Source organism: Streptomyces sp. NPDC058632 (assembly GCF_042717095.1).
Classification (GTDB): domain Bacteria; phylum Actinomycetota; class Actinomycetes; order Streptomycetales; family Streptomycetaceae; genus Streptomyces.
In genome coordinates this window covers 12382-36983 of sequence record NZ_JBHXQZ010000067.1, presented here as the reverse complement: position 1 = coordinate 36983, position 24602 = coordinate 12382, and the positions used below count along the sequence as shown (strand labels likewise).

The 24602-nt window shown below is 73.0% G+C and carries 21 protein-coding genes; 18 read left to right on the top strand and 3 right to left on the bottom strand.

What is annotated here, in order from left to right:
* Positions 1-80: 80 nt before the first annotated feature.
* From ACFWVE_RS24030 to ACFWVE_RS23995, 8 genes are all read left to right on the top strand, one after another.
* Complete coding sequence (locus ACFWVE_RS24030; protein ID WP_384017504.1) at positions 81-1187, top strand: quinone-dependent dihydroorotate dehydrogenase; 1107 nt, start codon at positions 81-83, stop codon at positions 1185-1187.
* Positions 1184-2032 carry an orotidine-5'-phosphate decarboxylase gene (pyrF, locus tag ACFWVE_RS24025; protein WP_384017501.1) on the top strand — a complete coding sequence of 283 codons (849 nt, stop codon included), beginning with the start codon at positions 1184-1186 and terminating at the stop codon, positions 2030-2032. The genes ACFWVE_RS24030 and pyrF overlap by 4 nt, the downstream gene beginning before the upstream one ends.
* Before the next feature lie 257 nt (positions 2033-2289).
* On the top strand, positions 2290-2613 hold the full coding sequence (locus ACFWVE_RS24020; RefSeq protein WP_003977346.1) for an integration host factor: 324 nt from the start codon (positions 2290-2292) through the stop codon (positions 2611-2613).
* A gap of 37 nt (positions 2614-2650) precedes the next feature.
* Entirely contained in the window at positions 2651-3244 is a 594-nt protein-coding gene (gene gmk / locus ACFWVE_RS24015; protein WP_384017498.1) for a guanylate kinase, read from the top strand.
* A gap of 73 nt (positions 3245-3317) precedes the next feature.
* On the top strand, positions 3318-3590 hold the full coding sequence (gene rpoZ / locus ACFWVE_RS24010; RefSeq protein ID WP_055570801.1) for a DNA-directed RNA polymerase subunit omega: 273 nt from the start codon (positions 3318-3320) through the stop codon (positions 3588-3590).
* Positions 3591-3749: 159 nt separating this feature from the next.
* Complete coding sequence (gene coaBC, locus ACFWVE_RS24005) at positions 3750-4952, top strand: bifunctional phosphopantothenoylcysteine decarboxylase/phosphopantothenate--cysteine ligase CoaBC (RefSeq protein ID WP_384017495.1); 1203 nt, start codon at positions 3750-3752, stop codon at positions 4950-4952.
* Positions 4953-5199: 247 nt separating this feature from the next.
* Entirely contained in the window at positions 5200-6408 is a 1209-nt protein-coding gene (gene metK, locus ACFWVE_RS24000; protein ID WP_384017492.1) for a methionine adenosyltransferase, read from the top strand.
* Between the two features lie 150 nt (positions 6409-6558).
* Complete coding sequence (locus ACFWVE_RS23995) at positions 6559-8715, top strand: primosomal protein N' (RefSeq protein WP_384017489.1); 2157 nt, start codon at positions 6559-6561, stop codon at positions 8713-8715.
* A 455-nt stretch (positions 8716-9170) separates the two neighbouring features.
* Here the strand turns inward: ACFWVE_RS23995 and ACFWVE_RS23990 are convergent, their stop codons facing one another.
* Complete coding sequence (locus ACFWVE_RS23990; protein WP_384017486.1) at positions 9171-9737, bottom strand: hypothetical protein; 567 nt, start codon at positions 9735-9737, stop codon at positions 9171-9173.
* Between the two features lie 350 nt (positions 9738-10087).
* On the opposite strand from ACFWVE_RS23990, the gene fmt reads away from it, so the two are divergent.
* Both fmt and ACFWVE_RS23980 read left to right on the top strand, forming a co-directional pair.
* Positions 10088-11020, top strand: a complete 933-nt coding sequence (fmt, locus tag ACFWVE_RS23985) for a methionyl-tRNA formyltransferase (RefSeq protein WP_384017483.1) — start codon at positions 10088-10090, stop codon at positions 11018-11020.
* Positions 11021-11145: 125 nt separating this feature from the next.
* Positions 11146-12564 carry an RsmB/NOP family class I SAM-dependent RNA methyltransferase gene (locus ACFWVE_RS23980; protein WP_384017480.1) on the top strand — a complete coding sequence of 473 codons (1419 nt, stop codon included), beginning with the start codon at positions 11146-11148 and terminating at the stop codon, positions 12562-12564.
* Here the strand turns inward: ACFWVE_RS23980 and ACFWVE_RS23975 are convergent.
* The gene (locus tag ACFWVE_RS23975) at positions 12545-14776 is read right to left on the bottom strand and encodes an MMPL family transporter (protein ID WP_384017477.1); all 2232 of its coding nucleotides are present in this window, start codon (positions 14774-14776) and stop codon (positions 12545-12547) included. The two genes, ACFWVE_RS23980 and ACFWVE_RS23975, sit on opposite strands and share 20 nt — an antisense overlap.
* A 104-nt stretch (positions 14777-14880) precedes the next feature.
* On the opposite strand from ACFWVE_RS23975, the gene rpe reads away from it, so the two are divergent.
* The 8 genes from rpe (at position 14881) to ACFWVE_RS23935 (ending at position 23784) form a co-directional block, all read left to right on the top strand.
* The gene (gene rpe, locus ACFWVE_RS23970; RefSeq protein ID WP_384017474.1) at positions 14881-15567 is read left to right on the top strand and encodes a ribulose-phosphate 3-epimerase; all 687 of its coding nucleotides are present in this window, start codon (positions 14881-14883) and stop codon (positions 15565-15567) included.
* 78 nt (positions 15568-15645) lie between these two features.
* Entirely contained in the window at positions 15646-16692 is a 1047-nt protein-coding gene (locus ACFWVE_RS23965; protein WP_384017471.1) for a sugar-binding transcriptional regulator, read from the top strand.
* A gap of 42 nt (positions 16693-16734) precedes the next feature.
* Positions 16735-17028 (top strand): hypothetical protein, encoded by a 294-nt coding sequence (locus tag ACFWVE_RS23960; RefSeq protein ID WP_384017468.1) that lies wholly within the window; start codon positions 16735-16737, stop codon positions 17026-17028.
* A gap of 107 nt (positions 17029-17135) precedes the next feature.
* A complete protein-coding gene (locus tag ACFWVE_RS23955; protein WP_384017524.1) occupies positions 17136-18578 on the top strand; it encodes a GuaB1 family IMP dehydrogenase-related protein in 1443 nt (480 codons plus the stop codon).
* A gap of 95 nt (positions 18579-18673) precedes the next feature.
* On the top strand, positions 18674-19126 hold the full coding sequence (locus ACFWVE_RS23950; protein ID WP_384017465.1) for an Lrp/AsnC family transcriptional regulator: 453 nt from the start codon (positions 18674-18676) through the stop codon (positions 19124-19126).
* 130 nt (positions 19127-19256) lie between these two features.
* Complete coding sequence (locus tag ACFWVE_RS23945) at positions 19257-20498, top strand: MFS transporter (protein ID WP_384017462.1); 1242 nt, start codon at positions 19257-19259, stop codon at positions 20496-20498.
* Between the two features lie 729 nt (positions 20499-21227).
* The gene (locus tag ACFWVE_RS23940) at positions 21228-22016 is read left to right on the top strand and encodes a carbon-nitrogen hydrolase family protein (RefSeq protein WP_384017459.1); all 789 of its coding nucleotides are present in this window, start codon (positions 21228-21230) and stop codon (positions 22014-22016) included.
* Between the two features lie 70 nt (positions 22017-22086).
* Positions 22087-23784, top strand: coding sequence for a flavin monoamine oxidase family protein (locus tag ACFWVE_RS23935; RefSeq protein WP_384017457.1), 1698 nt, complete (start codon positions 22087-22089; stop codon positions 23782-23784).
* A gap of 76 nt (positions 23785-23860) precedes the next feature.
* Here ACFWVE_RS23935 and ACFWVE_RS23930 read toward each other — a convergent pair whose 3' ends face one another.
* Complete coding sequence (locus ACFWVE_RS23930; protein WP_384017453.1) at positions 23861-24547, bottom strand: DUF5995 family protein; 687 nt, start codon at positions 24545-24547, stop codon at positions 23861-23863.
* Between the last annotated feature and the right edge of the window lie 55 nt (positions 24548-24602).

The window sequence follows — 24602 nt, the reverse complement described above, 5'->3', positions numbered from 1 at the left end:
ACCGGAAACGGTGTCCCCCTCTTCATGAGGCCCTTCAGGTTCGTCAGGCTCTTCACGAGGCCTTTCACGAGGACACAGGTATGTACAAGTACTTCTTCCATCTGGTGTTCAAGCGGATGGATCCGGAGCGGGCCCATCACCTCGCCTTCCGCTGGATCCGTCTCGTCGCGCGCGTCCCCGGCCTGCGCACCTTCGTCGCCGCCGCGCTCGCGCCCCGCCACAGGGAACTGCGCACCGAGGCCATGGGGCTGCGCCTGCACAGCCCCTTCGGGCTCGCCGCCGGCTTCGACAAGAACGCCGTCGGCGTCGACGGCATGGCGATGCTCGGCTTCGACCACGTCGAGATCGGCACGGTGACCGGCGAGCCGCAGCCCGGCAACCCGAAGAAGCGGCTGTTCCGGCTGGTGGCGGACCGCGCGCTGATCAACCGCATGGGCTTCAACAACGAGGGCTCGCTGGCCGTGGCCGCCCGCCTGGCCTCCCGCACGCCCGTCTTCAGGACGGTCGTCGGCGTCAACATCGGCAAGACCAAGGCCGTTCCCGAGGCCGAGGCAGCCGACGACTACGTGAAGTCCGCCGAGCGGCTGGCGCCGTACGCCGACTACCTGGTCGTCAACGTCTCCTCGCCGAACACGCCCGGCCTGCGGGACCTCCAGGCCGTCGGCCATCTGCGCCCGTTGCTCACCGCCGTCCGCGAGGCCGCCGACCGCGCCGTCCCCGCCCGCCGGGTGCCGCTGCTGGTGAAGATCGCCCCGGACCTCGCCGACGAGGACATCGACGCGGTCGCCGACCTGGCCGTGGAGCTCGGCCTGGACGGGATCATCGCCACGAACACCACCATCGCGCGCGCGGGGCTCGGCCTGCGGTCCGCCCCCGCCGCCGTACAGGAGACCGGCGGCCTGTCCGGCGCGCCCCTGAAGGCACGCTCCCTCGAGGTGCTGCGCCGCCTGTACGCGCGTGTGGGGGACCGGATCACCCTGGTCGGTGTCGGCGGTGTCGAGACCGCCGAGGACGCCTGGCAGCGCATCCTGGCCGGCGCCACGCTGGTCCAGGGCTACAGCGCCTTCGTCTACGAGGGGCCCTTCTGGGCCCGCACCCTCCACAAGGGGCTCGCCGCGCGCCTGCGCACCAGCCCGTACGCCACGCTCGCCGACGCGGTGGGCGCCGACGTGAGGACAACGGCATGAGCGCACGACCCGACCCCTTCGGCACGCGGCTGCGACGGGCCATGGACACGCGCGGCCCGCTGTGCGTCGGTATCGACCCGCACGCCTCCCTGCTCGCCGAATGGGGCCTGAGCGACGACGTGACCGGTCTGGAGCGGTTCAGTCGCACGGTCGTCGAGGCGCTCGCGGACCGGGTCGCCGTGCTCAAGCCGCAGAGCGCGTTCTTCGAGCGCTTCGGCTCGCGCGGCGTCGCGGTGCTGGAGACGACGGTGGCGGAGGCACGGGCGGCCGGCGCGCTGGTCGTCATGGACGCCAAGCGCGGCGACATCGGCTCCACCATGGCCGCCTACGCCGAGTCCTTCCTGCATCCGGACTCCCCGTTGTTCTCGGACGCGCTGACCGTGTCCCCGTACCTCGGCTACGGCTCGCTGAGCCCGGCGGTGGCGCTGGCCCGTGAGAGCGGCACGGGACTGTTCGTCCTGGCGCTGACCTCCAACCCGGAGGGCGGCGAGGTACAGCACGCGGTACGGGCCGACGGGCGCAGCGTGGGCGCGACCATGCTCGGACACCTGGCCGCCGAGAACGCGGGGGAGGCCCCCCTGGGGTCCTTCGGCGCGGTCGTCGGCGCGACGCTCGGCGACCTGTCGTCGTACGACCTGGACATCAACGGTCCACTGCTCGCGCCCGGCATCGGCGCGCAGGGGGCCACGGCGGCGGACCTCCCGGCGGTCTTCGGCCCGGCGGTGCGCAACGTCGTGCCGAACGTCAGCCGGGGAGTGTTGCGCCACGGTGCCGACATGGTCGCACTGCGTGACGCCGCGGAGCGGTTCGCGGAGGAGATCGGAACGGCCCTGGCGGCGGTCTGAGCCTCCGACGAGGGACGCAGGAGAGCGCCGGGACCCACGTACGACAAGAAAACAGGGTCGTTATGCCCGTAAATGTCTGCCATCCTGGAGGCTGACCAGGACTTTTCCGCTGTTCTCGCTGACTCCGGAGGAGTTGGCCGCTAGTCTCCGACGGAGAGTGAACGGGCAAGCGTGTTGCTCGTGGCTCCCCTGGTGTGGGGCGACTAGGTTCCTCACCGGTCCGTATCCGACATTTCGACATCCGAGGTGACGTAGGCGTGGCTCTTCCGCCCCTTACCCCTGAACAGCGCGCAGCCGCGCTCGAAAAGGCCGCCGCGGCTCGCCGGGAGCGGGCCGAGGTCAAGAATCGACTCAAGCACTCCGGCGCCTCTTTGCACGAGGTCATCAAGCAGGGCCAGGAGAACGACGTCATCGGCAAGATGAAGGTCTCCGCCCTGCTCGAGTCCCTGCCGGGCGTGGGCAAGGTCCGCGCCAAGCAGATCATGGAGCGACTGGGCATCTCCGAGAGCCGCCGCGTGCGGGGTCTCGGCTCGAACCAGATCGCCTCCCTGGAGCGCGAGTTCGGCAGTACCGGCTCCTGAGTCCCGGGCATACCGGGATTGCTGGAATAATCGCCGCATGGCTGCAACACCCCGGGGGACGACCCCCGTACCCCCGGACGTACGTCCGCGGCTGACCGTGCTCTCCGGCCCCTCGGGGGTCGGTAAGAGCACGGTCGTCGCACATATGCGCAAGGCGCACCCCGAGGTCTGGCTCTCGGTGTCGGCGACGACCCGCAGGCCGCGCCCCGGTGAGCAGGACGGGGTCCACTACTTCTTCGTCACCGACGAGGAGATGGACAAGCTGATCGCCAACGGTGAACTGCTGGAGTGGGCCGAGTTCGCCGGCAACCGCTACGGCACGCCGCGCGCGGCGGTGCTCGAGCACCTGGAGTCGGGCCTGCCCGTCCTCCTGGAGATCGACCTCCAGGGTGCCCGCCAGGTCCGCGAGTCCATGACCGAGGCCCAGTCGGTCTTCCTGGCCCCTCCCTCCTGGGAGGAGCTGGTGCGCCGGCTCACCGGCCGGGGCACCGAGTCGCCCGAGGTGGTCGAGCGCCGGCTGGGAGCCGCGAAGATCGAGCTGGCGGCCGAGCCGGAGTTCGATACGACCCTGGTCAACACCTCCGTCGAGGACGTGGCCCGCGAGCTGCTAGCCTTGATGAACGTCGTGTGATCGTCAGCGTTTCCTCAACGGTCATTCAGCGATCATGCAGACCGATTCTTTCCCATCCATCGGAAGGTAGAGCGTGTCCTCTTCCATCTCCACGCCCGAGGGCATCATCAACCCGCCGATCGACGAGCTTCTCGAGGCCACGGACTCGAAGTACAGCCTCGTGATCTACGCGGCCAAGCGGGCTCGCCAGATCAACGCGTACTACTCGCAGCTCGGCGAGGGTCTCCTCGAGTACGTCGGTCCCCTCGTGGACACCCACGTCCACGAGAAGCCGCTCTCGATCGCCCTGCGCGAGATCAACGCGGGACTCCTGACCTCCGAGGCCATCGAGGGCCCCGTTCAGTAAGTCGCAGTTCGGTACGTCGCAGTACAGCGAGTCACATGTCCGAAAGTCGCATCAGCGGCTTTCGGTCGACTTTTCCACAGGCCCGGCAGCCATGTCTGCCGGGCCTGTGGTGTGGTGGGGTGCGGGGCCGTTCTGTTCCAGGAAGAGACGGAGAGAGACGTGGACAAGCCGAAGGTCGTTCTGGGCGTCAGCGGCGGCATCGCCGCGTACAAGGCCTGTGAGCTGCTCAGGAGGCTGACGGAGTCGGGGCACGACGTCCGCGTCGTCCCCACCGCCTCCGCGCTGCACTTCGTCGGCGCCGCCACCTGGTCCGCGCTTTCCGGCCACCCTGTCTCGACCGGGGTGTGGGACGACGTCCACGAGGTGCCGCACGTCCGCATCGGGCAGCATGCCGACCTGGTCGTGGTCGCCCCGGCCACCGCGGACATGCTGGCGAAGGCGGCGCACGGCCTGGCCGACGACCTTCTCACCAACACCTTGCTCACCGCACGCTGCCCCGTGGTCTTCGCCCCCGCCATGCACACCGAGATGTGGGAGCACCCGGCCACACGGGAGAACGTGGCCACCTTGCGCCGGCGCGGCGCCGTCGTCGTCGAACCGGCGGTGGGCCGGCTCACCGGCACCGACAGCGGCAAGGGCCGGCTGCCCGACCCGGGCGAGATCTTCGAGGTCTGCCGCCGGGTGCTGGCCAGGGGTGTCAGTGAGCCCGATCTCAGAGGCCGGCATGTCGTGGTCAGCGCCGGCGGCACCCGGGAACCCCTCGACCCCGTCCGCTTCCTCGGCAACCGCTCCTCCGGCAAGCAGGGCTACGCGCTCGCCCGGACCGCCGCGGCGCGGGGCGCACGGGTCACCCTGATCGCCGCCAACGCCGGACTGCCCGACCCGGCGGGGGTGGACGTCGTCCCCGTCGAGACCGCCGTACAACTGCGCGAGGAAGTGCTCCGGGCCGCCGCCGACGCCGACGCGGTGGTCATGGCCGCCGCGGTCGCCGACTTCCGCCCCGCGGCGTACGCGGCCGGGAAGATCAAGAAGCAGGACGGCCGGGAGCCCGAGCCCGTCGCCCTGGTGCGCAACCCGGACATCCTCGCCGAGATCTCCGCCGACCGGGCCCGCCCCGGACAGGTGGTCGTCGGCTTCGCCGCGGAGACGGACGACGTGCTCGCCAACGGACGCGCCAAGCTGAAGCGCAAGGGCTGCGATCTGCTCGTGGTCAACGAGGTGGGCGAGCGCAAGACGTTCGGCTCCGAGCAGAACGAGGCCGTGGTGCTGGACGCCGACGGCAGTGAGACGCCCGTGGCGCACGGCCCCAAGGAAGCCCTGGCCGACACGGTCTGGGACCTGGTGGCCGGGCGCCTCGGCTGAGGGGCCCGGGGCGGGTTTCGGCGCCGTGAGGAGTCCGAAACCTTGCCACCGGGGTGTGGCGCCTCTGGCCAACACGCCTCGGCATGGGCAGAATGCCCCGTGCCGCAGGTCACCGGGCTTCCCGCGAGGCGAGACAGGGGACCCGCGGCGAGGCGCGACCGATAAACTGTTCCACGGACGGTGTGCGGTGCAGCCCCTGCCGTCCGCCAATGATCAGCCAGCAGCCGCTGCAACCCCAGGGAGCGTTGTGTCCCGTCGTCTCTTCACCTCGGAGTCCGTGACCGAAGGTCACCCCGACAAGATCGCTGACCAGATCAGTGACACCATCCTCGACGCGCTGCTCCGCGAGGACCCGAACTCCCGCGTCGCCGTCGAGACCCTGATCACCACCGGCCTGGTGCACGTGGCCGGGGAGGTCACGACCAAGGCCTACGCACCGATCCCGCAGCTGGTGCGGGACAAGATCCTGGAGATCGGCTACGACTCCTCGAAGAAGGGCTTCGACGGCGCCTCCTGCGGCGTGTCGGTGTCCATCGGCGCCCAGTCCCCGGACATCGCCCAGGGTGTCGACACCGCGTACGAGAACCGGGTCGAGGGCGACGAGGACGAGCTGGACCGCCAGGGCGCCGGTGACCAGGGCCTGATGTTCGGTTACGCGTCGGACGAGACGCCGACGCTGATGCCGCTCCCGGTCTTCCTCGCGCACCGTCTGGCCAAGCGCCTGTCCGACGTGCGCAAGAACGGCACCATCCCCTACCTGCGCCCGGACGGGAAGACCCAGGTCACCATCGAGTACGACGGCGACAAGGCCCTCCGTCTCGACACCGTCGTGGTCTCCTCGCAGCACGCCTCCGACATCGACCTCGAGTCGCTGCTCGCCCCCGACATCCGCGAGTTCGTCGTGGAGCCGGAGTTGAAGGCACTGCTGGACGAGGGCATCAAGCTGGACACCGAGAACTACCGTCTGCTGGTCAACCCCACCGGCCGCTTCGAGATCGGCGGCCCGATGGGCGACGCCGGCCTCACCGGCCGCAAGATCATCATTGACACGTACGGCGGCATGGCCCGGCACGGCGGCGGTGCCTTCTCGGGCAAGGACCCGTCCAAGGTGGACCGCTCGGCGGCGTACGCGATGCGCTGGGTGGCCAAGAACGTGGTCGCGGCCGGCCTGGCCGCCCGCTGCGAGGTCCAGGTGGCGTACGCCATCGGCAAGGCCGAGCCGGTCGGTCTGTTCGTGGAGACCTTCGGTACCGCCAAGGTCGACACCGAGCTGATCGAGCGGGCGATCGACAACGTGTTCGACCTCCGTCCGGCCGCGATCATCCGTGACCTGGACCTGCTCCGGCCGATCTACTCCCAGACCGCCGCCTACGGCCACTTCGGCCGGGAGCTGCCCGACTTCACCTGGGAGCGCACCGACCGCGTGGACGCCCTGCGCAAGGCGGCGGGGCTGTAGTCCGCGCCCCGGCTCTTCCACCGAGGCCCGGCGTCCCTTCGGGGGGGGGCCGGGCCCCGGCGTGTGCGAGGCACCGCCGGCCGGGGCCGGTGTGCCGATCGAGGCGGCAGCGCCCGTCGCGTGTCAGTGCCGTTTGGTAAGAATGCAGGCGTGAGCAGCGAGAACGGCGGGAACGGAGAGGCGGACGGCGGTGCGCGGGGCGCGCCGCCCGAGCAGCTCGCGCTCATCCGGGAGACCGTGCGCAAGGCCGACACGCCCCGGGCCAAGCCGCGGACCTGGCGGGGCGCCGCGCTCGCCGGGCACCTGCCGGTCGCGCGCGTCCTCGTCGACAAGGGCGTCCTGCATCTCGATCGGTACTTCGACTACGCCGTGCCCGAGGAACTCGATGCCGACGCGCAGCCGGGCGTCCGGGTGCGGGTGCGGTTCGGGGCCGGCCGGCACCGGGTGCGCGAGGGGCGCCGCGAGGGCGGCGGGCTCATCGACGGGTTCCTGGTCGAGCGGCTCGCCGAGTCCGACTACGCGGGGCCGCTGGCCGCCCTCGCCCAGGTGGTGTCGCCCGAGCCGGTCCTGAGCGCGGAGCTGCTGGGACTGGCCCGCGCGGTCGCCGACCGGTACGCGGGCAGTCTCGCCGACGTGCTCCAGCTCGCCGTACCGCCGCGCAGCGCCCGCGCCGAGCGGCGGCCCTCGCCCGACCCGGCGCCGCCGCCCCCGGCGCCCGAGCCGGGCTCCTGGGCCCGGTACGAGCAGGGGCCCGGCTTCCTCCGGGAGCTGTCCGCCGGAGGCGCTCCGCGCGCCGTGTGGAACGCGCTGCCCGGACCGCTCTGGAGCGAGGAACTGGCCCGCGCGGTCGCGGCGACGCTGGCCTCCGGCCGCGGCGCCCTCGTCGTCCTGCCGGACGGACGGACCGTCGCCCGCGTCGACGCCGCGCTCACCGAGCTCCTGGGCAAGGGACGGCACGCGGTGCTGACCGCCGACGCCGGGCCCGAGAAGCGGTACGCGCAGTGGCTCGCCGTGCGCCGCGGGTCCGTGCGCGCCGTGATCGGCACCCGGGCGGCGATGTTCGCGCCCGTCCAGGACCTCGGGCTGGTCGCGCTCTGGGACGACGGCGACGACAGCCACAGCGAGCAGCACGCCCCGCAGCCCCACGCGCGCGAGGTACTGCTGCTGCGGGCGGCGCAGGACAAGTGCGGGTTCCTGCTGGGGGGCTGGAGCTGCACGGTGGAGGCCGCCCAGCTGGTGGAGACCGGCTGGGCCGGACCCCTGGTCGCCGGCAGGGACCGGGTACGGGCCGTCGCCCCGCTGGTGCGGACGGTCGGGGACGGGGATCTCGCGCGGGACGAGGCCGCCCGCGCCGCCCGGCTGCCGTCGCTCGCCTGGCAGGCCGTCAGGGAAGGGCTGCGGCAGGGGCCGGTGCTCGTGCAGGTGCCCCGGCGCGGCTACGTCCCGCGGATGACGTGCGCCAACTGCCGTACCCCGGCGCGGTGTCGGCACTGCTCGGGGCCGATGGAGGCACCCGGCGCCGACGCTCTGCGGTGCGGCTGGTGCGGACGCGAGGAGGATGGATGGCACTGCCCGGAGTGCGGCGGGTTCCGGCTGCGGGCCCAGGTGGTGGGGGCGCGCCGGACCGCCGAGGAGCTGGGCCGGGCCTTCCCCGCCGTACCGGTGCGCACCTCCGGGCGCGAGCATGTGCTGGACACGGTTCCCGAGGCGCCCGCGCTGGTGGTGAGTACGCCGGGGGCCGAGCCGGTCGCCGAGGGCGGGTACGCGGCAGCGCTGCTGCTGGACGGCTGGGCCATGCTGAGCCGGCCCGACCTGCGGGCGGGGGAGGACGCGTTGCGCCGCTGGATCGCCGCGGCGGCGCTGGTACGTCCGCAGGCGGAGGGCGGCACGGTCGTGGTGGTCGCCGAGCCGACCCTGCGGCCCGTGCAGGCGCTGGTGCGGTGGGACCCGGTCGGCCACGCGGTACGGGAGCTGGGGGAGCGGGCCGAACTGGGATTTCCGCCGGTGTCCCGGATGGCGGCCGTGTCGGGGCCCGCGGAGGCCGTCGCCGGGTTCCTCCGCGCGGCCGAACTCCCCGGGGAGGCGGAGGTGCTGGGGCCCGTCCCGCTGCCCGTCACCCCCACGGGCCGCCCGCGGCGCCCCGGCGGCCCGCCGCCCGGGGACCACTGGGAGCGGGCCTTGATCCGCGTACCCCCGGGCAGGGGGGCCGCACTGACCGCCGCCCTGAAGTCCGCCCAGGCGGCTCGCATGGCCCGCGGCGGCGACGAACCGGTGTGGGTACGGATCGACCCGCCCGACATCGGCTGAGAACCACGGGCCGGGCAATGCCGAGCGGTGGTTGTGGCCGGCGGAGCGGGCGAGCGGGAAGCTCCTCGCCGGTGCCGCAAACGGATCGAGCCCCGGGGGAGGCACAAGTGCCGACGCGAGGCGCACCGTTGCCCGCCGCGCGTGCGGCGATGGTCGTTCAGGCGGTTTGGCCGACCCGCGGGCTGGGCGGCGCGCGGCGCGTGTCCCGTCCGGGCGGCACGGGGCCGGTGTGCAAACCGGGCGGGCGGCTTGGTTCCGGAGCCGGACGGCGTCGGGTGTGGGGCGCGTCGGCGCCCGTTCGCGCGGTGCGGCCGGTCCGTGCGGGGGAGCGGCGGCACGCTGCGGCTGTGTCCGCTCGGCCGGCCCGACACGGCTGCGGCAGGGCAGGCCGGCTGTGGAGTCCCGGCCCCCCGGACGGTGGTCGTGCCCGGGAGGGCCGGGAACGGGTGGCGCGGTCAGCCGTTGCGGGGGCCCGGGAAGGTGGTGGGGCCGGGGAAGGCGGTGGGGCGCGGGTCGTCACGGAGGGGCGAGCTGCCCGCCGTCGGCTGCGTCGGCATGGAACGGGCGGCGGGGACCGCGGGCACACCGGAGGCCCCGGCGCCCACGTTGACCGTGCGCGTTCCCGACGGCTCGGCGGTGTGCTCCGTCTCCGTGATCTGGTTCTGGGCGGCCGCGGCACGACGGGCGCCGTAACGACGGTGGACCGCCTGCTTGGTGACGCCGAGCGCGGAGCCCACCGCGTCCCACGAGAAGCCCAGCGAGCGGTCGAAGTCCACGGCCGCGGTGACCAGCGTCTCGACGCTGTCCCGCAGTTCCTGGGCGAGACGGACCGTCGGGGCGGGGGCGCGTCCGTAGACGACGAAGCCCGTGGAGGGGCCGGAGCGGCGCGGGCGGTAGACGTTGCCGAGCTGGGCGGTGAGCGTGCGCAGTGCGTCCACCTGCCGGCGGACCCGCTCGATGTCCCGCACCAGCAAGTGCAGGCTGGCGCGAGCCTGGGCGTCGTGGGTTGCGTGGTCGGCCATGAACAAGCCTCTCGAACCGGCGTTGAAAGGAACGGGCCGCGTCGGAGCGGCCCGGCGTGGTCAACTCTTTCTTGACCAACGCGGATTCGCTCAGTGGGTCACGGGGTGGGGGCGCGGCGAATCCCACGCACGCCCCCCACGGATGTCCCACGCACGCCCCCCGCGGGCGACCGTGCGCCCGGGGCCCCGGCCGGGCCCTCGTCCGGAGCGCGTTCCCGGGCCCGTTCCCCGTACCGCACCCGAACCGCCGCCCGGGTGCCACCTGCACGCCGCCCGTACGTCCCCAGCCGTCCCCCCATAGACTGGTGCGCCGCCCGCAACGTCCCCGCCCGAGAGGCCCGAACCACCCCATGAAGCTCGTCTTCGCCGGTACCCCCGAGGTCGCCGTTCCCGCTCTGGACGCTCTTCTCGCCTCGGAGCGGCACGAGGTGGCCGCCGTCGTCACCCGGCCCGACGCGCCCGCGGGGCGGGGCCGCAGGCTGGTCGCCTCTCCGGTCGCCGAGCGGGCGCAGGAGGCCGGGATCGAGGTGCTCAGGCCCGTGAAGCCGCGGGACCCGGAATTCCTCGAGCGGCTGCGCGAGATCGCCCCCGACTGCTGTCCCGTCGTCGCCTACGGCGCCCTGCTGCCCCGGGTCGCCCTCGACATCCCGGACCGGGGCTGGGTCAACCTGCACTTCTCGCTGCTGCCCGCCTGGCGCGGGGCGGCGCCCGTGCAGCACGCCGTCATGGCGGGCGACGAGATCACCGGCGCGTCCACCTTCCTCATCGAGGAAGGGCTCGACTCGGGGCCGGTCTACGGCGCCGTCACCGAGGAGATCCGCCCCACGGACACCAGCGGCGACCTGCTCACGCGGCTCGCCCTCGCCGGCGCCGGACTGCTCGCCGCGACCATGGACGGCATCGAGGACGGCACCCTGAAGGCCGTACCGCAGCCCGCCGACGGGATCACCCTCGCCCCGAAGGTCTCCGTGGAGGACGCCCGCGTCGACTGGAGTGTCCCGGCCCTGCGCGTCGACCGCATCGTGCGCGGCTGCACGCCCGCGCCCGGCGCCTGGACCACCTTCCGGGGCGAGCGGCTCAAGCTCGTCCAGGTCACGCCCGCCCCCGACCACACGGATCTCACCCCGGGCAGGCTGTCCGCGGGCAAGAACAACGTGTACGTCGGCACCGGCTCGCACGCCGTGGAACTGCTGTGGGTGCAGGCCCAGGGCAAGAAGCCGATGCGCGCGGCCGACTGGGCCCGCGGCGTACGGATCGGCGCCGAGGAGACCGTCGGCGGCTGACGCCGCGGGGCCCCTGCCCCGCGCCGCCGTACCCTCCGCTCCGCGCACGGCGGCACGCGGCCCCGGCCCGTCCCGACGGCGTACGCTGGACCGCGCACTTCATCCCACACCCGGAGCACCTTTTCGTGAGCGACCAGCCCCGTCGTCCCCGCAAGCCCGGCAAGCCCTACCGCCGGCCCAAGAAGGACCCTGTCCGTTTTCTCGCCTTCGAGGCCCTGCGGGCCGTGGACGAGCGGGACGCCTACGCCAACCTCGTCCTGCCGCCCCTGCTGCGCAAGGCGCGCGAGGGCGGTGACTTCGACGCCCGGGACGCGGCGCTCGCCACCGAGCTGGTGTACGGCACGCTGCGCCGGCAGGGGACGTACGACGCGGTCGTCGCCGCCTGTGTCGACCGGCCGCTGCGCGAGGTGGACCCGCCCGTCCTCGACGTGCTCAGCCTCGGCGCGCACCAGTTGCTCGGGACCCGGATCCCGACCCATGCCGCGGTGTCCGCCTCCGTCGAGCTCGCGCGTGTGGTGCTCGGCGACGGGCGGGCCAAGTTCGTCAACGCCGTCCTGCGCAAGGTCGCGCAGCACGACCTCGACGGCTGGCTCGAGCGGGTCGCGCCGCCGTACGACGAGGACCCCGAGGACCATCTCGCCGTAGTGCACTCGCACCCGCGCTGGGTCGTCTCCGCGCTGTGGGACTCCCTCGGTGGCGGCCGCGCCGGCATCGAGGAACTGCTGCGGGCCGACAACGAGCGGCCCGAGGTCACACTCGTCGCCCGTCCCGGCCGGGCCACCACCGGGGAACTGCTCGACGAGGAGGCCGCCCTGCCGGGCCGCTGGTCGCCGTACGCGGTGCGGCTGAGCGAGGGCGGCGAGCCGGGCGCGATCCCGGCCGTGGCGGACGGCAGGGCCGGCGTGCAGGACGAGGGCAGCCAGCTCGTCGCGCTCGCCCTGGCCAACGCCCCGCTGGACGGGCCCGACCGGATGTGGCTGGACGGCTGTGCCGGCCCCGGCGGCAAGGCCGCGCTGCTCGCCGCGCTGGCCGCCGAGCGCGGCGCCGTCCTGCTGGCCTCCGAGAAGCAGCCGCACCGGGCCGGACTGGTCGCGAAGGCGCTGGCCGGGAACCCCGGCCCCTACCAGGTCGTCGCCGCCGACGGGACCCGGCCGCCGTGGCGGCCCGGCACCTTCGACCGGGTGCTGGTCGACGTGCCGTGCACCGGCCTCGGCGCCCTGCGCCGTCGCCCCGAGGCGCGCTGGCGGCGCCGGCCGGGCGATCTGGAGGGCTTCGCCCCACTGCAGCGCGGACTGCTGCGCACCGCCCTGGAGTCCGTACGGGTCGGTGGTGTCGTCGGCTACGCCACCTGCTCGCCGCACCTGGCCGAGACCCGGGCCGTGGTCGCCGACCTCCTCAAGCAGTTCCCGGACGCCGGACTTCTCGACGCCCGGCCGCTGCTGCCCGGCGTCCCGGAGCTGGGGGAGGGCCCCGACGTCCAGCTGTGGCCGCATGTGCACGGGACCGACGCCATGTACCTGGCACTCATCCGTCGGACCGGCTGACGCCCGCCTGCGCCGGCTCGCGCGCCGCGCCGGCGCCGTCCTCGCGGGCCAGCCGGTGCGGCCACCACACGGCGGGGCCCACGTCCAGGAACAGGGACGTGACCAGCACCGACCGCACGACGAAGGTGTCGAGCAGCACGCCGAGGGCGACCGCGAAGCCGATCTCGGCGAACGCGACCATGGGCAGCGTGCCGAGCGCGGCGAAGGTGCCCGCCAGCACCAGGCCCGCCGAGGTGATGACGGCGCCCGTGGTGGCGAGCCCGGTGACCACGCCCCGCCGGGTGCCGCGCAGGCCCGCCTCCTCGCGGATCCGGGTGGTCAGGAAGATGTTGTAGTCGATGCCCAGGGCCACCAGGAAGACGAAGACGAACAGCGGGAAGTCCGTCGACTCGCCCGCGTAGCCGAACACGTACCGGAAGGCCAGGGCGCTGAGACCGAGCGCCGCGGCGAACGACAGGATCACCGTCCCGACGAGCAGCAGCGGGGCGATCAGGGCGCGGAGCAGGACGCACAGGATCAGCAGGACGACCAGCAGCACCAGCGGGATGATCAGCAGGTTGTCGTGCATGGTCGCCCGGTCCATGTCCAGCAGCGCCGCCGTTCCGCCGCCCACCCGGCCGTCCGCGTCCGGCACCGCGTGCACGGCCTCCCGGACCCGCTCCACGGTCTGCTTCGCCGCCTCGCTGTCCGCCGGGGCGGTCGTGGTCGCCTCGAACCGCGCGGTTTCCCCTACGTAGGGTCTGCTGCCCGGCGGCACGCCCAAGGACCCGGGCACGACGCCCTCCGTCGAGGCGACCGCGCGGCGCAGCTCGTCGGCCTGCGCCCGGTTGCCGACGACGACCAGCGGATCACCGCTGCCCGCGGGGAAGTAGCGTGCGGAGATCTCCTGCCCCATGATCGAGTCGGGCTTCCCGGTGAAGGCGTCCGCGTTGCCGATGCCCTCGGCGCGCAGCTGGACCAGGCCCAGCGAGCACACCACGAGCACCGCCGCCGTCACGCCCCAGACCATGCGCGGACGGCGCGCGATCCGGCGCCCCATGCGCGCCCACACACCGCGCTCCGTCGGGTCGGGCGCGCCGTGGTGCGGGATCACCGGCCAGAAGATCCACCGGCCGAAGACGACCAGCAGCGCCGGGAAGAGGCTCAGCATGGCCAGCAGGGCCACCGCCACACCGATCGCGGCGACCGGGCCGAGGCCGCTGGTGGAGTTCATCTCCGCGGCCAGCAGCACCAGCATGCTCAGCACGACGGTCGCGCCCGAGGCCAGCACCGCGGGGCCCGCCCGGTGCAGGGCCTGGGCCATGGCCTCGTGCCGGTCCTCGTGCCGGCGCAGCTCCTCGCGGTAGCGGGCGACCAGCAGCAGCGCGTAGTCGGTGCCCGCGCCGAAGACCAGCACGGTGAGAATGCCGGCGCTCTGTCCGTTCACCGTCAGACCGGTGTGCTCGGCCAGCAGATAGATCAGGGCCTGCGCGGTGAACAGGGCACAGATCACCGACAGCAGCGGGACCAGCAGGAGCGTGGGGCTGCGATAGGTGAGCAGCAGCATCACGACGACCACGCCCATCGCGGCGAACAGCAGCGTCGAGTCGATGCCCTCGAACGCCTCGGCGAAGTCCGCCGAGGTGCCGCCCGGCCCCGTGATGTGCACGGCGAGCCCGTCGTCGTTCCCGCCGACCTCGTCCCGTACCGAGTCGACGGCGGGTGCGATCCGCTGCCAGCCCTGCTCGTTCATCGTGACCGGTACGAGGATCTGCGCCGCCCGCGGACCGGTCTCGCGGTCGTAGACCGGGCCCCGGGTCTCGGCACCCCGGATGCCGTGGTCGGACAGCCGCCTCAGCTGCGCCGCGTCCTCGGTGATCCGCTCCCGGTCGGCGGCCGTCAGACCGCTCGCACGCGCGTAGACCACGATCGCGGGGATCTGCTCGGGCCTGAAGTCCTCGGAGATCTCCAGGACCTGGGTGGACTCCGCGGACCCCGGCAGCCAGGACGCCGCGTCGTTGTCCTGGGCCTCGGTCAGCTTCTGCGCGAGGGGCGCCGCCAGGAACAGCACCACCAGCCACAGTGCCAGGACCAGCCACTTGGCGCGGCGCCCGCAGACCGGATGCCCGATGCCGCGCTTGCCGTCAGGTGCCCCACCCGGATCGGGTGCCCCACCCGGATCGGGTGCCCCGCCGGCAGCGGGCGCCCCGGGTGTGCCGCGTGTCGCGCTCATGGCCGCCTCCCCGGCCGGCCTGCCCGGGACACGGAGGACCGATACGCCCGCATCCGTCCCCGACCGGTGGTACCGACCGCCGGAGGGCATGGCAGGCTTGGTGCATGGCCGCGCAGATCAACCCCAGCATTCTCTCCGCCGACTTCGCCCGCCTCGCGGACGAGGCGCAGGCGGTCGCGGGAGCCGACTGGCTCCACGTCGACGTCATGGACAACCATTTCGTCCCGAACCTCACGCTCGGTGTTCCGGTCGTGGAGTCGCTGGCCCGTGCGACGGACACTCCGCTGGACTGCCACCTGATGATCGAGGCCCCCGACCGCTGGGCGCCCCAGTACGTCGAGGCGGGGGCCGGTTCCGTCACCTTCCACGTCGAGGCGGCCGCGGCGCCGGTGCGGCTGGCCCGGGAGATCCGGGCCAAGGGGGCCAGGGCCTCCATGGCCCTGCGGCCCGCGACGCCGATCGAGCCGTACGAGGACCTGCTCCCCGAGCTCGACATGCTGCTGATCATGACGGTCGAGCCGGGTTTCGGGGGGCAGGCCTTCCTCGACATCATGCTTCCGAAAATTCGCCGCACCCGCGAGTTGATCAGCAAGCACGGCCTGGAGCTCTGGCTCCAGGTCGACGGCGGTGTCTCGGCGTCCACCATCGAGCAGTGCGCCGACGCCGGAGCCGATGTCTTCGTCGCGGGATCCGCCGTGTACGGGGCACAGGACCCGGCCGAGGCGGTACGTGCATTGCGCACGCAGGCCGAGACCGCCACGGGCAAGGCATCCTGGGCGTGCGACCACTGAGCCACGAGAACGTGAACGGCTCCCCGCAGGGCTGATCGACCGCGCCGGATCTGCAAGGATGAACGGCGAATCCAGAGTGTGAACAGCAGTGAGGAGATCGCCGTGTCGGGTATGTCGGCGGCGGGCCGTTCAGCCATGCGGATGGGACCCGCTGAGCTGGTGCAGGCGGCGGCCATGGCCCGCCGTTTCTACCTAGAGGGCAAGTCCAAGATCCAGATCGCCGAGGAGTTCGGCGTCAGCCGCTTCAAGGTGGCCCGGGTCCTGGAAACCGCCCTCGAACGGGATCTCGTACGCATCGAGATCCGCGTGCCGGCCGAGCTGGACGCGGAGCGCTCCGACGCGCTGCGCGCCCGCTACGGCCTCAGACACGCCGTCGTGGTGGAGTCCCCGGCCGAGGCCACGGAGACACCCGACCCCGAGAACCTGGGAGAGGTGGCCGCCGACCTGCTCGGCGAACTGGTCAACGAAGGAGACGTACTGGGCCTGGCCTGGGGCCGGTCCACCATCCACATGGCGGCGGCCCTGGACCGGCTGGCGCCCTGCACGGTCGTGCAGCTGACGGGCGTGTACGACGCCGGGACCGCCGAGCGCGGCTCGGTGGAGGCCGTACGGCGGGCCGCGCAGGTGTCGGGCGGCGACGCCCACCCCATCTACGCGCCGATGCTGCTCCCGGACGCGGCGACCGCCGAGGCGCTGCGCCACCAGACCGGTATCGCACGGGCCTTCGAGTACTTCGACAAGGTGACGGTCGCCTGCGTCTCCATCGGATCCTGGGAGCCGGGCATCTCCACGGTGCACGACATGCTCTCGGACGAGGAACGGGAGCACTACGCCTCCCTGGGCGTCGCCGCCGAGATGTCCGCGCACCTCTTCGACGCCGACGGGCGCAGGGTCGGCCGCGACCTGGGGGAGCGGTGCATCACGGTCAAGACCCACCAGCTCCGCAAGGTCCCCGAGGTCGTCGCGATCGCCGGCGGGCAGCGCAAGGGCCCCGCGATCGACGCGGTGCTGCGCTCCGGGCTGGTCACCAGCCTGGTGACGGACACCTCCGCCGCCGACTACCTGATGGCGGCGGGGCCCGCCCCGAGGTCCGCCCTCAACCGGTCCGACCCGGACGGCTCCTGACCGCGCGAGGGACGGGGACGGGCGTGGCGGCATCGCCGTACGGTGCCGCGGCTCCTCCCTCGTCTCCCGGCCTGCCCGCTCGTCCTGCCGGCGGGCCCGCTCCCCGCGGGCTGCCCGCCCACCGGCGCGGACGACGCGGCCCCCGGGCCGACGGCACGGCCACCGTCCAGGAGCCCGATCGTCGTCGACGGCCGGCCGCCCTGCGCGACCACGCGCCCCGACGGGTGGGAGACCGGGCGGGAGGTGTTCGCCGAGGCGGTGCGGCGGACCCCGTCGCTCACCGTGGCGCTCACGCTGGGAGGTTCCTCCGAGCCGCGCGCCGGCCTGTCTGGATGATCGCACCGGCACGGGCGATCCGGTCGTCATGGGACAATGAAGTACGTGCTCTTCCCCCTGGCTGACCTGTCCGGGGGCCACCTCTGATCGACTGGGATGTGCAGCACGTGCGTTTCCTCAACGACATCCAGCCCGCGTACGACCTGACGTACGACGACGTCTTCATGGTGCCGAACCGCTCCGCCGTCGGCTCGCGTCAGGACGTGGACCTCAGCTCCCCGGACGGTACGGGCACCACGATCCCGCTCGTCGTCGCCAACATGACGGCCATCGCCGGCCGCCGCATGGCCGAGACGGTGGCCCGCCGCGGCGGGCTCGTGGTCATCCCGCAGGACATCCCCATGGAGGTCGTCACCGAGGTCGTCGCCTGGGTCAAGAGCCGCCACCTGGTTCTCGACACCCCGATCGTGCTGGCCCCGCACCAGACCGTCGCCGACGCGCTCGCCCTGCTGCCCAAGCGCGCGCACAACGCGGGCGTCGTCGTCGACGACGGGCACCGGCCGGTCGGCGTGGTCACCGACACCGACCTGACCGGCGTGGACCGCTTCACGCAGCTCAGCGAGGTCATGTCCCGCGACCTGCTGCTCGTCGACGCCGACATGGACCCGCGCGAGGCCTTCAACACCCTCGACGGCGCCAACCGGCGCTACGCCCCCGCCGTGGACAAGGACGGCCGCCTCGCCGGCATCCTCACCCGCAAGGGAGCCCTGCGCGCCACCCTGTACACACCGGCCACCGACGACCGAGGGCGGCTGCGCATCGCCGCGGCCGTCGGCATCAACGGCGACGTCGCGGGCAAGGCCCAGCAGCTGCTGGACACGGGCGTCGACACGCTCGTCATCGACACGGCGCACGGGCACCAGGAGTCGATGGTCAGCGCTCTCAAGCTGGTCCGCGACCTCGACCCGCAGGTCCCCGTCGCCGCGGGCAACGTGGTCTCCGCCGCCGGCGTCCGTGACCTGATCGAGGCCGGCGCGGACATCGTCAAGGTCGGCGTCGGCCCCGGCGCCATGTGCACCACCCGCATGATGACCGGCGTCGGCCGGCCGCAGTTCTCCGCGGTCCTCGAGTGCGCGGCGGAGGCGAAGAAGTACGGCAAGCACGTGTGGGCCGACGGGGGCGTCCGCCACCCGCGCGACGTGGCCATGGCGCTCGCGGCCGGCGCGTCCAACGTGATGGTCGGCTCCTGGTTCGCCGGAACCTTCGAATCCCCGGGCGACCTCCAGCACGACGTGAACGGCCGCCCCTACAAGGAGTCCTTCGGCATGGCCTCCGCGCGCGCCGTACGCAACCGCACCTCGGAGGAGTCGGCGTACGACCGGGCCCGCAAGTCGCTGTTCGAGGAGGGCATCTCCACCTCCCGCATGTTCCTCGACCCGACCCGGCCCGGTGTCGAGGACCTGATCGACTCGGTCATCGCGGGCGTCCGCTCCTCCTGCACCTACGCGGGTGCGGGCTCCCTGGAGGAGTTCGCCAAGAAGGCCGTCGTCGGCATCCAGAGCGCCGCCGGATACGCCGAGGGCAAGCCGCTGCACGCCAGCTGGACCTGACCTGGGCCCCGGCTGTCCGGCCGCCCGGCTTCCCGGGCGGCCCTCCCTCCCAGAAGCTCCCAGAAGCCTCCGAGAAGCGAAGTGAACCGCCCGCAGTGCTGAACGATCTCGACGAACGCATCGTGCACGCCCTCGCCGAGGACGCCCGCCGCTCCTACGCGGACATCGGCAAGCTCGTCGGTCTGTCCGCGCCCGCCGTCAAGCGGCGCGTGGACCGGCTGCGCGCCACCGGCGCCATCACCGGCTTCACCGTACGGGTGGACCCCGCCGCCCTCGGCTGGGAGACCGAGGGTTTCGTCGAGATCCACTGCCGCGGCAACACCTCCCCGGAGACCATCCAGCGGGGGCTGGAGCGCTACCAGGAGGTCGTGTCCGCCTCCACCGTCACCGGGGAGGCGGACGCGGTCGCCCAGGTCTTCGCCGCCGACATGCGGCACTTCGAACGGGTCCTGGAAAGAATCGCGGGGGAGCCCTTCGTCGAGCGCACCAAGTCCGTGCTGGTGCTGTCCCCGCTGCTGCGACGATTCTCGCCAGGGCCGCCCGGCTGACCGCCGACCCGGCTACCATCGGTGTCATGATCTGGCGACATTGATCCACCGGTAACGCCTCCCGAGGGCCACCCCGGATGCCGTACGTCCTCCACGTCCGGTGTCCGAACCGCCCTTACGGGAAGGCCTCATGACTTCCACGCCCACGCGTGCGCACGACCCCCGCGTCCGACGGCTGACGACCACGCTGTACGGCTACGCGTTCCTCGAAGACTTCGTGCTGCTCTACCCGGTGTACGCGCTGCTGTTCAGCGACGCCGGCCTCACCGTCTGGCAGATCTCCTCCCTGTTCGCCCTCTGGTCGGTCACCGGCGTGCTGCTGGAGGTCCCCTCCGGCGTCTGGGCCGACGCCGTCTCCCGCCGGCTGCTCCTGTGGCTCGGCCCGCTGCTCACCGCCGCCGGCTTCGCCCTCTGGGTGCTGCTGCCCTCGTACGGTGCCTTCGCGGCCGGCTTCGTCCTGTGGGGCGCCGGCGGAGCACTCGCCTCGGGGGCGCTGGAGGCCCTGGTCTACGACGAACTCGACCGGCTCGACGCGGCCGGCCGCTACGCCCGGATCATGGGCCGCGCCCGCGCGGCCGGCCTGGTGGCCGTGATGGCGGCCATGGGACTCGCCGGTCCGGTGCTCGGCTGGGGCGGCCACACCGCCGTCGGCGCCGCCGGCATTCTGGCGTGCCTGCTGACCGCGGCCACCGCCCTCCGGTTCCCGGAACACCGGCACCCGGCGGCCGCCCACCAGGGCTGGACCGCCACCCTGCGCGCCGGGCTCGCCGAGGCCCGCGCCGACCGGTCGGTGCGCGGCGCCCTCCTGCTCGTACCGGCCGTCGGCGCGGTGTGGGGCGCCCTCGACGAGTACACGCCGCTGCTGGTGCGGGACACCGGCGTCGCGGACGAGACCGTCCCCTACCTCCTGTTGCTGATCTGGGCCGGTGCCACCGCCGGAAGCCTGCTGGCCGGGGAGGGAGAACGCCTTGGTACGACCGGACTCGCGGCCCTGCTCGCCGGCGCCGGACTCCTCCTCGCCGTCGGCTCGCTCGCCGGTACGCCCGCCGGGCTGATCCTGGTCGCCCTCGCCTTCGGCGGCTTCCAGGCGGCGACCGTGCTGGCCGACGCGCGGCTCCAGCGGCGCATCGAGGAGACCGGGCGGGCGACCCTGACCTCGCTCGCCGGCCTGGGCACCGAGCTGGCCACCGTCGCCGTCTTCGGCGGCTACGCCCTGATCGCCTCACAGGGCCCGCACAGCACGGCCTTCGCCGTGTTCGCGGTGACGTATCCGGTGACGGCGACGGTGCTGGTGGCGGGGGCGCGGGCAGTGACGCGGACCGGAGCGGGGGAGGGGACCGAGGGGACCCGGGCGGTGAAGGACCGTGCGTGAGGCGGCCCGCATCGGCCGTCGTGCGCGGGCAGGTGCGCGGGAACGAGTGCGGCGGGGCGCCGCGGAAGCCCTCCGGGGCCGCTGTGTCCCTCCCCGTGACGCCGGTTGCCGGGGCGGCCCTGGCCGGTGTGCGCGATGCGTTGCCTGGTGGGGGAGCGTGGGACGGCCGTCAGGCGGAGCAGCGGAGCAGCGGGGCTGGGGGCCGTGCAGCGGCCGGCCTGCCGGGGGCGCTGGTGAGGCCGCTCGTGCCGTGCGTGGGCGGGGTGAAGGGGGACCGGGCCCGGCGCCCGCGGAGGGCTGGGGCCAATCCTGCGGCTCCGGTTGCCCGGCCGGTTCTGGCCCCGTCGGCGGGTGCGGTGAACCGTCGGCGGCGGGAGGTACAGGTGGCGGGTGAGGAAGGCTTGCCCGGGAGGGTGCGGGTGTGGTCCTCCACGTGGCCGTGAGGAGGTCCGCGGTGTGCCGTGCGTGAGCGGGGGAGCGGGGTGGCCGGTGCCGGTTGTCCTCCGGCGAGGCGGTCCGGCTCCGCGGTCCCGCCCCGCCGGGGCGGTCCGGGCGGCGCGTGCAACGAATCGCCGCCGGGGCCGCCAGGGACGCAACGATCCGCTCACCGGCGCGCAACGGCTCCCGCTTGTCCGGCCGAGCCGGCCGAACGTACCGTCTATGCGATCCCTCCCGGCGGCCCTTTTGCCTCCTCCCCTGCCCTCCCGCGCACCGACGAGGAACACACGCATGCGTACCGCCCTGCTCCAGAGCTCCGGACGGCCCGGTTCCGTCGCCGGGAACCTCAAGGTCCTCGACGAGGCCGCGGGCCGTGCCGCCGCGGCCGGCGCCGGGCTGCTCGTCACCCCGGAGCTGTTCCTGACCGGCTACGCGATCGGCGACGACCTCGCGGTGCTCGCCGAGCCCGCCGACGGCGACGCGGCCGACACGATCGCCCGGACCGCCACCCGGCACGGGCTCGCCATCGCCTACAGCTACCCGGAGCGCGCGGGCGACACGGTCCACAACTCCGCCCAGCTCATCTCCGCGGACGGCACCCGCCTCGCGAACTACCGCAAGACCCACCTCTTCGGCCCCTTCGAGCAGGACCACTTCGCCCCCGGCGACCGACAGGTCGTCCAGGCCGAGCTGCACGGCCTCACCGTCGGCCTGCTGACCTGCTACGACATCGAGTTCCCGGAGAACGCGCGGGCCCACGCCCTGGCGGGCACCGACCTCCTGCTGGTGCCGACCGCGCTGATGCACCCGTTCCAGTTCGTCGCCGAGTCCCTCGTGCCGGTGCGGGCGTTCGAGAACCAGATGTACATCGCGTACGTCAACCGGGTGGGCCAGGAGGGCGAGTGGGAGTTCGCGGGGCTCTCCACCCTCGCCGGACCCGACGGTCTCGCCCGTACCCGGGCCGGGCGCGGCGAGGAACTGGTCCTCGCCGACGCGGACCCCGTGCTCCTCGCCGCCTCCCGCGAGCACAACCCGTATCTGCGGCACCGCCGCCCCGCCCTGTACGGGTCCCGCGACTGAATCCGCCGCCTCCGCAACACCTTTCCCCCGCAACACCTTCGACATCATCAGCGCAAGGAGTCCGTACCCCATGACGTCCACGGTGCCCAACGCCGTCGAGCACGCCGACGAGCAGCAGCCGCCGATCACCATGTTCGGCCCGGACTTCCCCTACGCGTACGACGACTTCCTCGCGCACCCCGCGGGCCTCGGCCAGATCCCCGCGACGGAGCACGGCACCGAGGTCGCGGTGATCGGCGGCGGCCTGTCCGGCATCATCACCGCCTACGAGCTGATGAAGATGGGCCTCAAGCCCGTCGTGTACGAGGCCGACCGGATCGGCGGCCGGCTGCGCACCGTCGGCTTCGACGGCTGCGACCCCTCGCTCACCGCGGAGATGGGCGCGATGCGCTTCCCGCCGTCCTCCACCGCCCTCCAGCACTACATCGACCTGGTGGGCCTCGAGACCCGCCCGTTCCCCAACCCGCTGGCCGCATCGACGCCTTCGACCGTCGTCGACCTCAAGGGCGAGTCCCATTACGCCCGGACACTCGACGACCTCCCGCAGGTCTACCGGGACGTGGCCGACGCCTGGGCCCGGTGCCTGGAGGAGGGCGCCGACTTCTCCGACATGAACCGCGCCCTGCGCGAACGGGACGTCCCGCGCATCCGCGAGATCTGGTCCCGGCTCGTCGAGAAGCTCGACAACCAGACCTTCTACGGCTTCCTCTGCGACTCCGAGGCCTTCAGGTCGTTCCGGCACCGAGAGATCTTCGGCCAGGTCGGCTTCGGCACCGGCGGCTGGGACACCGACTTCCCCAACTCCATCCTGGAGATCCTGCGCGTCGTCTACACCGAGGCCGACGACCATCACCGCGGCATCGTCGGAGGCTCGCAGCAACTGCCCCTGCGCCTGTGGGAGCGCGAGCCCGAAAAGCTCGTCCACTGGCCGTACGGCACCTCGCTGAAGTCCCTGCACGTGGACGGCGAGCCGCGCCCCGCGGTGACGCGGCTGCACCGCACCGCGGGCCACCGCGTCACGGTGACGGACGCGAACGGAGACGTCCGCACCTACAGGGCGGCCGTCTTCACCGCCCAGTCCTGGATGCTGTTGTCCAAGATCGCCTGCGACGACGCGCTCTTCCCGATCGACCACTGGACCGCCATCGAGCGCACCCACTACATGGAGTCCAGCAAGCTCTTCGTACCCGTCGACCGGCCCTTCTGGCTCGACAAGGACGAGGAGACGGGGCGGGACGTCATGTCGATGACGCTGACCGACCGGATGACCCGCGGCACCTATCTGCTGGACGACGGCCCGGACCGGCCCGCCGTCATCTGCCTGTCCTACACCTGGTGCGACGACAGCCTGAAGTGGCTGCCGCTGTCCCCGAACGAGCGGATGGAGGTCATGCTGAAATCGCTGGGCGAGATCTACCCGAAGGTCGACATCAGGAAGCACGTCATCGGCAACCCGGTCACCGTCTCCTGGGAGAACGAGCCCTACTTCATGGGCGCGTTCAAGGCCAACCTGCCCGGCCACTACCGTTACCAACGGCGCCTGTTCACACACTTCATGCAGGACCGGCTGCCCGAGGACAAGCGGGGCGTCTTCCTCGCCGGCGACGACATCTCCTGGACGGCCGGCTGGGCCGAGGGCGCCGTCCAGACCGCGCTCAACGCCGTCTGGGGCGTCATGCACCACTTCGGCGGAGGGACCGACGCGACCAACCCGGGGCCCGGTGACGTGTACGACGAGATCGCGCCGGTGGAACTCTCCGACGACTGAGCCGGATCACATCGGGAGCGCGGCGGCAGGCCGGGGCGCACGCCGGTCGTGGCGAGTGGCCGGCCGCGGTTCCTGCTCAGTCCGGCAGCGGTGTGAGCAGCAGGCGCCCTGCGAAGCCCACGGCCATGTCCAGGTGTTCGGTGAACTCCCCGGTGACGTCCGGCAGCCCGCGCAGCGCCCACAGCGCGCGGGCCGCCGTCCACGCCGCGTCCCGGGCGCGGTCCAGGCTCCACGCGCCGGCCAGATGGGTGAGCGGGTCGGCGAGCTGGAGGACGTCGGGACCGGGCATCAGGTCCTCGCGGATGCGCTCCTCCAGCGCGACCAGCAGGTCGCCCACCCGCTCGAACTCGTCCTCCAGCCGGGCGGGTCCGCAGCCGAGGGTACGGCAGGTGTCCACGACGGCGAGCGCCAGATCATGACCGATGTGCGCATTGATGCCCGCCAGCGCGAACTGCAGCGGACGTACGCCGGGATGGTGGCGGAACTGGAACAGCGGACGCCAGCAGGCCGGCGGGCGGCGCCCCTCGGACACCGCTTGGACGGCGGCCAGATAGCGCTCGGCGAACACCACGTTCAAGGTGACCGCCGCTCCGTTGTCCGCGATCGGACCCGCGTCGATACGCCGGCCGGCCTCCGTCGTCACCGTGAGGTAGACCCGGTTGAAGACCGCGATCCCGTCCCGGCGGGGCAGGGCGGAGTCGAGGGCGCGCATACGGGAGACGACCGTGTCTACGGGGATGTGGACTTGCTCGCATCGCGCCATGGGCGCAGATTCGCACCTTTGGTGTGGTGCCCGTGGCGGCGGGCCCGAGGCTTCC